Annotated in this window: 6 protein-coding genes; all 6 read right to left on the bottom strand. The window is 65.3% G+C overall.

What is annotated here, in order from left to right; all coding sequences use genetic code 11:
- Nucleotides 1–256: 256 nt before the first annotated feature.
- Nucleotides 257–1,594, bottom strand: coding sequence for a DNA repair protein RadA (gene radA, locus V3572_RS04545; RefSeq protein ID WP_332109795.1), 1,338 nt, complete (start codon nucleotides 1,592–1,594; stop codon nucleotides 257–259).
- Between the two features lie 15 nt (nucleotides 1,595–1,609).
- Complete coding sequence (locus tag V3572_RS04540; RefSeq protein WP_332109794.1) at nucleotides 1,610–2,626, bottom strand: DUF3426 domain-containing protein; 1,017 nt, start codon at nucleotides 2,624–2,626, stop codon at nucleotides 1,610–1,612.
- 70 nt (nucleotides 2,627–2,696) lie between these two features.
- The gene (gene hpt / locus V3572_RS04535) at nucleotides 2,697–3,224 is read right to left on the bottom strand and encodes a hypoxanthine phosphoribosyltransferase (RefSeq protein ID WP_332109793.1); all 528 of its coding nucleotides are present in this window, start codon (nucleotides 3,222–3,224) and stop codon (nucleotides 2,697–2,699) included.
- 60 nt (nucleotides 3,225–3,284) lie between these two features.
- The gene (locus V3572_RS04530; protein WP_332109796.1) at nucleotides 3,285–3,752 is read right to left on the bottom strand and encodes an N-acetyltransferase; all 468 of its coding nucleotides are present in this window, start codon (nucleotides 3,750–3,752) and stop codon (nucleotides 3,285–3,287) included.
- A 5-nt stretch (nucleotides 3,753–3,757) separates the two neighbouring features.
- Nucleotides 3,758–4,240: a TlpA family protein disulfide reductase gene (locus tag V3572_RS04525; protein ID WP_332109792.1), complete on the bottom strand. Its 483-nt coding sequence runs from the start codon at nucleotides 4,238–4,240 to the stop codon at nucleotides 3,758–3,760.
- A gap of 51 nt (nucleotides 4,241–4,291) precedes the next feature.
- The coding region (locus tag V3572_RS04520) for a cobalamin-dependent protein (protein WP_332109791.1) at nucleotides 4,292–5,767 on the bottom strand (1,476 nt) is incomplete at its 5' end.

Raw genomic sequence — 5,767 nt, 5'->3', positions numbered from 1 at the left:
TCGTCGCGCTTCGCGTCTGCGGATGGCGCATCGGATTGTCATGGTTTGAAGCGTCAGGCGCGTTGCGCCTGACGCTTCGGCCACGGGCAGGGCGCGCTTCGCGTCCGTGTACGGGAGGACTCATGTTCTCCGGCCAGCCTGATCTTCGTTGGTGTTTCCGGACAAGCTCCGCTTGCCCGGAAACGCCAACGATATCAGGGGGTCCGGGGGAAATGATTTCCCCCGGGCGGTGTTCGGGGCAGCCAGCCCCGACGATCTAGCTGAAAAGGGCGGCGTGCAGGGCGGCCAGGTCGCTTACGCCTTGGGCGCCTTTGCCCGGGCGCGGGAAGAACAGCGGCCCGTAGCCGAGGCGTTTGGCCTGTTTGAGGCGCATATCGTGTCCGGACACGGGCCGGATGCGCCCCCCCAGGTCCACCTCGCCCCAGAAGACCGCCCCGGCCGGAAGCGGCCGGTCGTGAAAAGAGGAGAGGATGGCGGCGGCCAGTCCCAGGTCGAGTCCCGGGTCGCGCATGGACAGTCCGCCGCCGAGTTTGGCGTAGATGTCGGATTGGCCCAGGTGAACGCCGAGGCGTTTTTCCAGGACGGCCAGCAGCAGGTGCAATCGCCCCTGGTCCACGCCAAGGGCGGTGCGCCGGGGGATGCCCAGATAGGAATGGGCGGCCAGGGCCTGGACCTCGACGGCCAGCGGGCGTTGGCCCTCCACGGCCATGACCACGGCCGAGCCGGACAGGGCGGCGTCGCGCTCACCGAGGAAGAAGGTGGACGGGTCGGCCACCACGGCCAGTCCTTTTTCGCGCATCTCGAAGACCAGGAGTTCGTCGGTCGGGCCGAAGCGGTTTTTCAGCACCCGCAGGATGCGAAAGACGTGGCGTCGTTCGCCTTCGAGGTAGAGCACCGTATCCACCATGTGCTCCATGAGCTTGGGACCGGCGATCTGGCCGTCCTTGGTGACGTGCCCCACCAGGATAAGCGGCGTGCCCGAGCGCTTGGCGGCCTCGACGAGTTCCGAGGACACGGCCCGCACCTGTCCCACGCTGCCGCTGGCCCCTTCGGCGGCCGGGGAATGCAGGGTTTGCACGGAATCGGCGATGAGCAGGCTGGGGGGATTGGGGTCGGACAAAAGGGCCACGGCCTGGGAGGCGTCGGTGGAGGACACGGCCAGGAGTCCGGGATGCAGACACTTCAGGCGCGCCGCCCGGGATTTGAGCTGGGAAAGCGATTCCTCGCCGGAGAAATAGACCGGGGAGCGTCCCGAGGCGGCCAAACGTCCGGCAAGCTGCAAAAGGAGCGTGGATTTACCGATGCCCGGCTCGCCGCCGAGCAGGATGGCCCCGCCCGGGGCCAGGCCCCCGCCCAAGACCCGGTCCAGGTCGGCCAGTCCCGTGGGCGCGGCCATGCCGCCCTCGTCGGGGTGATCGGCCAGGGAAGCGGGGGGGACGGCCGAGGACGGCGAGGCAAGCCCGCTCTTGGCGCTGGAGGCGGCTACGGTCTGGGCGGCCAGGGTGTTCCATTTGCCGCACCGCGGGCACTGGCCGCGCCAGGAGGGCGAGATGCCGCCGCATTCGGCGCAGACGTAACGTTGCCGGGTCTTCATGGATGGTCGCCGGGGCTATTTCCCGGGCGGATCCTTGGCGTCCACGACCTTGACCCCGAATTCCTTGACCGCCTCGGGCGGATCGAAAAACACGATCATAAACGGCGTTTCCGCGCCCGGGGCCAGATTGGTGTTGTTGGTCAAAACGCCCACCTGGGAGCTTAAGGCCGACTCCAATTCCTGCTTGGTCATAACCTGGAGCTGGAACAGGGACACGGTGTTGCCGCCCAGGATGTCCTGGGCTACGAGGACCGCGCCCTTTTCGTCGAACAGGGCGGCCTCCAGCTTGATCATTTCTTTTTGCGACTTGAAGTTGTTGACCGCCTTGCCCTCGATGACGAAAAGCTGTCCGGCCTTTTCATTGGTGACGTAATATTGACGGACGTTCTGGAGCACGATGTCCTTGACCTTGGAGGACTCGTCGGGCTTCTCCGCCGCCTTTTCCCCGGCGGGCTTCTCCCCTTGCGTGGCGGTGTCGGCAGGCTTGGCCTGTTCGGCGGACGGCGGCGTCGGCGGTTGCCCCTCCTTGGCCCCCGGCCACAAATCGAAGAAAAAGACGGCGGCCAGGGTGACCACCACCAGCCCGAACAGGCTCAGGGCCACGATCAGGGACCGGCGCTTGACGTCCTTGGAGGACGCCCCTTTGCCCCTTTTGCCGGTGATGTCGATATCGGAGATGTCGTCCAGGTTGAAATCGGTTTGCGGCGTTCCGGCGTTCTCATCGTCCTCGTAGGCCTCGGACTCAAAGAGTTTCCCGGCATCCTGATCCGAGGTCTGATCGGCAGGCGTCGGCGCGGGGCGTGACGGGGCCTCCCGGGGCTCGGGCTCGGCGTATGCGCCGGGTCGCTCCGTGGAGACGCCGCTGTCGTCGGGATAGTCGAAATCCCGCAGATCCGAGGGCTGCGGCGGCGCCGGGGGATCAATATGGAAAACATGCTTGCACTTGCCGCAGCGCAGCTTGACGCCATCCGGCCCGACCTTGTCGTCGGGCAGGCGAAACTTGGTGGAGCAATTGGGGCATGTTACGATCATAGGCCTTCTTCCGCGAAATCCTTCGTTTTTTCGGAACTGTCAATCAGTTTAAGCAAGTTCCGGGCCAAGATCATGCAAACTGCATCTCCCACACCCCGCGCAACTGCCTGTACCGCTCGGCATAGTCCATGCCGTAGCCGATCAGATAGCCGTCCCGCGAGGTGAAACCCACGAAATCCACATGGACCTCCACTTCCCGCCGCAGGGGTTTGTCGATCAGGGCGCACATGCGCAGGGACTTGGGCTTCCTGGCGGAAAAGGTCGCCAGCAGCCTGGCCGTGGTCCGCCCCGTGTCCACAATGTCCTCCACCACCAGGACATGCCGCCCTTCCAGGGAACACTCCACGTCCACCAGGAACCGGAGGTCCGCGCCGGGCGCGGTGCCCGCGCCGTAGCTGGCGACGCGCACGAATTCGAGTTGCGGGGAAAACGGAAAATGCCGCGTCAAATCCGTAAAAAAATAGACCGCCCCTTTGAGCACGCAGATGACCACCGGGGGGTCTCCGCCGTCGTAAAGCCGCGCGACCTCGTCAGCCAGTTCGGCCACCCGTGCGGCCACGACCGCTTCGCCGAGCACTTCCCGCAACACTTCACCCATAACCTGACCCATACCGTAAATTGGTTGAAAGGCAAATCCCGCCCCCCGCACGAAACGGGACTACATCTCCATGAGCATGGCGATCTCGTCGCACTCCGGAAACTTGGGACAGTTGATGCAGTCCGCCCAGACCTTCTGGGGCAATTTTTCCTTCTCAACCTCGACAAACCCCAGGTGCTCGAAAAAGCCCTTCTGATAGGTCAGGGTGAAGACCCGGTACAGTCCCAGGGTCACGGCCTCGCTGAGGCAGGCCTCCACCAGCTTCCCCCCCCAGCCTTTTTTGCGCAGGTGCTCGTCCACGGCCAGGGAGCGGATCTCGGCCAAGTCCTCCCAGGCGATGGTCAGGGCGCAGCAGCCATGCACCCCCCGCCCGGAGCGTTCGGCCAGGACGTAGAAATCGCGCAGATGGCTGTAGAGCTGGCTGAAGGACCGGGGCAACAAAAATTCCTTTTTGGCGCAGTCCATGAGCAGGGCGTGAATCTGCCGCACATCCTGGATCTGGGCCTTGCGCAGATACAATTCATCCATGTCGGTCACACGCCTCCCCCGCCCCCGGGCAGGGACAGAAGCTCCCGCAGTTCGTCGCCGGACATGTAGCCCTCGCTGGTGTGGATCATCTCCCCGTCGCGGTTGAACACCACCATCTTGGGGATGGAGCCCACGGCAAAAAGCCCGGCCACGTCCGCGCCGCCGACGAAGACCGGATAATTGAAGGGCATCTGTTTGATGAACCGGAAAAAATCACCGGGATTCTGGTCCACGGAGATACCCAGAAGCACCAGGTCGCTCTCGGGGATGTCCCGGCGCAGGGTGATCAGTTCGGGGATCTCCTGCTGGCAGGGACGGCACCAGGAGGCCCAGAAATTGATGACCACGAATTTCCCCCGGGACTGGCTGATGCGATCCACCAACTGTCCGGCGGAAATAGCCATGTCGTTTTTAGCCAGGGCCGGAGCCGGGCCCAGGCAGGCCAGGGTCAGAAAAAACGCAACGGCGGCGCAGGTGATGATGCGCATGGAAACACCTCCGGGAAAACGGCGCGAAAAGGGCGCGCCTGGACAAAAAGCCTAGCAGTTTTCCAAAGATTGGCAACCGCGCGCCGAATCCACCAGCCGGGCGGCCTCGCGCACCGCGCCGACGGCGTCCAGGGAATAGCCGTCCGCGCCGATGGAGGCGGCAAAGGCCTCGGTGACCACCGCGCCGCCGACCATGATCCTGGCCCGGCAGCCCTTCTCGTCACGCAGGCGCACGGTGTCGGACATGCGCACCATGGTGGTGGTCATCAGCGCCGACAGCCCGATGACGTCGGCGTTGCGGGAAAGGGCCTCGTCCACGATGCGTTCGGCCGGAACGTCCTTGCCCAGGTCCACCACATCATAGCCGTTGTTGGCCAACATCAGGCACACGATGTTCTTGCCGATGTCGTGGATGTCGCCTTCCACCGTGGCCATGACGATCCGCCCGGCGGACATGCCGTCGCCGGAGTCGGCCAAAAGGGGCTTTAAGCGCTCGAATCCCAGGCGCATGGTCTCGGCCGAAAGCAGAAGCTGGGGCAAAAAATATTCCTTGCGCTCGTATTTCTCGCCCACCTCCAGGATGCCCGGGATGAGTTCGCCGTTTAATATCTCCGAGGCCGCGCGACCTGCGGCCAGAGCCGCCTCGATCATGCCCGGCAGGGCCGCCTTGTCGCCTTTGACCACGGCCTGTTTCAGGGTCGCGGCCGGGCCGTCCGAGGTCGCCGGGCCGCCGGTATTCCCGGCGGGACCGGAGGCCGCGCCGCCCGAGGGTTTCCACCCGGCGTAGGAAGCGATGAACCGCCCGGCCTGGGGATCGCGGGCCAGGAGCACCTCGGCGGCGAAGGCCGTCTCCCGCAGCCGTGCGGAATTGGGGTTGGCGATGACCGCCGCCAGGCCGCTTCCCATGCACATGGCCAAGAAGGTGGAGTTGACCAATTCCCGGGCCGGAAGTCCGAAGGAGATGTTGGACAGTCCAAGGCAGGTGGGCAGCCCCCAGGCCTCGCGGCAATGCCGGATGGTCTCGAAGCAGGCCAGGGCCGCCTCGGATTTGGAGGACACGGTCAGGGCCAGGGCGTCCACCATGATCAGATGCTTGGGGATGCCCATGCCAAGCGCCTTGTCCACCAGCCGCTCCACGATGGCCAGCCGCTCGGCGGCCGTGACCGGGAGCTTGCGGCCCTCAAGGGGCAAAAGGATAAACGGCGCCCCCATCTGCCTGCACAACGGCCCCAGGGCCTCCATGCGGCCGGGTTCGCCGCTTATGGAATTGACCAGGGGCGACCCCGGATAGGTCCACAGCCCGGCGGAAAGGGCCGCGATGTCGTTGGAGTCCAGGCACAGGGGGGCGTTCGTGCGGCCGATGAGATCGAGAACCAGCCGGGGCAGCACCTCGGCCTCGATGACCATGGGCGCGCCCACGTTGACGTCCAGGATGGCCGCGCCGCACTCGGTCTGTTCGGCGGCCAGGCGTCCGGCCTCGGCCAACTCCCCGTTTTGCAGCTCGGCCGTGAGCACGGGCTTGCCCGT

It is taken from the genome of Desulfolutivibrio sp. (assembly GCF_036584575.1).
Taxonomy (GTDB): domain Bacteria; phylum Desulfobacterota; class Desulfovibrionia; order Desulfovibrionales; family Desulfovibrionaceae; genus Desulfolutivibrio.
The sequence above is the reverse complement of the archived record's forward strand: the minus strand, read 5'-3'. Positions and strand labels throughout refer to the sequence as shown.